The 2,333-nt window shown below is 68.8% G+C and carries 2 protein-coding genes; both read right to left on the reverse strand.

Going from position 1 to position 2,333, the window contains the following annotated elements; genetic code table 11:
* Positions 1–315 precede the first annotated feature (315 nt).
* Entirely contained in the window at positions 316–1,155 is an 840-nt protein-coding gene (locus ABT085_RS45750; protein ID WP_351623023.1) for a carbohydrate ABC transporter permease, read from the reverse strand.
* A partial coding sequence (locus tag ABT085_RS45755) for a carbohydrate ABC transporter permease (protein ID WP_351623026.1) occupies positions 1,152–2,333 on the reverse strand: 1,182 nt, incomplete at its 5' end. The genes ABT085_RS45750 and ABT085_RS45755, both read right to left, overlap by 4 nt.

Below are 2,333 nucleotides of genomic sequence, written 5' to 3' on the forward strand. Positions count from 1 at the left end.
ACGTGCACACACCCCGCAAGACACAACCCGCGAAACAGCGAACGAAGAAGTCAACTACCCCACGACCACGCCGCACAGGTTAAAGATCAAGTTAGGGGGAAGGAATCTGCCCTTTCGGAAACAGTCGTGGACGGCGTCCGGCTCCTGCAGGGGATCAGCCGCCTCGCCTTCGTCGTCCGACGGTCGTCGCTGCCGAAACAGCCCTGGCGGTGCTCTTCTCAGCCATGCCGTGTTCGTACAGATCCGGCGGTGAGGGCGCCAGAGGATCGAATACGGGTGGGCAGCTTCAAGAGCCGCCCACCCGCGCCGGGCGCCTCACTTCACGGAGCCTGCCATGACCCCCTGCACGAAGTGCCGCTGGAAGGCGAAGAACACCACCAGCGGAACCACCAGCGACACGAACGCCCCGGGCGCCAGGACGTCGATGTTGCTGCCGAACTGACGTATCTGCGACTGCAGTTGTACGGTCAGCGGCTGTGAGGAGCTGTCCGCGAACAGCAGCGCCACGAGCATGTCGTTCCACACCCACAGGAACTGGAAGATGGCGAGGCTGGCGATGGCCGGTCGGCCCACGGGCAGGACCAGCTGGACGAAGATGCGCCACTCGGTTCCGCCGTCCATGCGGGCCGCCTCGAGCATCTCCTTGGGCATCTCGGCGAAGTAGTTGCGCAGGAGGAACACCGCGAAGGGCAGGCCGTAGGCGACGTGGAACAGCACGACTCCGGGGATGGTGCCGAACAGGCCCAGCGCGCCGAAGAGTTTCGCGACCGGCAGCAGGCCGATCTGGACCGGGACCACCAGCAACGCCACGACGACCAGGAAGATGCCGTCGCGCCCGGGGAAGTCGAGCCAGGCGAAGGCGTAGCCGGCGAGTGCCGCGATGACCACGACCAGGAACGTGGCCGGCACCGAGATGAGCACCGTGTTCCACAGCGACTGCGTCATGCCGGAGTTCTTCAGCAGCGCCGTGTAGTTGTCGAAGGACAGCTGACCGGGGCTGGAGAAGACGGTCCACCAGCCGCCCTTCGCGGTGTCCTGGGCCGAGCGCAGCGAGGACACCAGCAGTCCCGCCAGCGGGGTGAGCCAGACCAGACCGGTCACCACCAGGAAGGCCTGCACCAGGCTGTTGCCCAGGCCGCGCCGGATCGCGTTCATCGCTGACTCCTTCGGAAGCGGCGGACGTTGAAGGCCATGGCCGGGATGACCAGGAGCAGCAGGAGCACGCCCAGCGCGCTTCCCAGGCCCTGGTTGTTGCCGCCGCCGAACGACACCAGCCACATCTGGGTGGCCAGGACGGTCGCGTCCTGCTGCACCGGGCCCGGCGCGATGATGTAGACGAGGTCGAAGACCTTCATCACGTTGATGACGAGGGTCACGAAGACCACGGTCAGCACGGGGGCCAGCAGCGGGACCGTGATGCGCCGGAAGATCTGCCACTCGTTGGCGCCGTCGATCCGTGCCGCCTCCAGCGCGTCGCGCGGCAGGGCGGCGAGGCCTGCTCCGATGAGGACCATGGCGAAGCCGGTCCAGATCCACAGGTAGGCGCCGATGATTGCCGGGGTGACGAGGGCCGGGCCTAGCCAGGACACGCCCTGGTAGGGCTGGGCGAAGTTCGAGGCGGGGAGTTTGACGGTGTAGGTGCCGGACTTGAGGCCGGAGAAGCGGTAGGAGCCGTCGGCGGCGGTGGTGGTGCTCGCGGCGGTGCTGCCGTGGGTGTCGACCGCCTCGACCCGCATGCCGGGCAGTCCGTTCTCCTTGCGGTCGACCTCGCCCTGTCGGCCTCCCCCGCCGGGGGTGAAGTCCAGGTAGACGACTCCGCCGACCTCGCCGGCCGCGGCCGTGCGCTGGGCGGCCGGGTAGGCGGGCCGTGCGGCGGCGGGCACGTCGGCGGGGGCGATGCCGACCATCCCGAAGTCCACGGATGTGCCGGGCGGCACCTGGCGGCTGCTCCGGTAGGAGCCGTCGGGGCTCGCGGTCAGGCCGTGGCCGTCGCGGGCCCGGGCGGTCGGGTAGGCGGAGGTGTGCTTGAACGCGTCGTGGACGCCGACGACGGCGGCGTTGAGCACGCCCTTGGAGGGGTCCTCGTCATAGGCGAGCCGGAAGATGATGCCGGCGGCCAGGAACGAGACGGCCATGGGCATGAACAGCAGCAGCTTGAACGCGGTCGCCCAGCGGACCTTCTCGACCAGGACGGCCAGGACGAGGCCGAGGCCGGTCAGCAGGGTGGGCGCGACGACGACCCAGATGGCCGTGTTGCGTACGGCCGTGAGGGTGGCCGGGTCGCGGAACATCTCGGTGTAGTTGTCGGCGCCGACGAAGCGGGTGCCGGAGGC

It is taken from the genome of Streptomyces sp. NPDC002265, assembly GCF_040296125.1.
Lineage (GTDB): Bacteria > Actinomycetota > Actinomycetes > Streptomycetales > Streptomycetaceae > Streptomyces.

Coding starts and splice junctions, on each gene's coding strand:
- ABT085_RS45750 (WP_351623023.1), bottom strand. CDS start 1,155: ATGAACGCGATCCGGCGCGGCCTGGGCAACAGCCTGGTGCAGGCCTTC.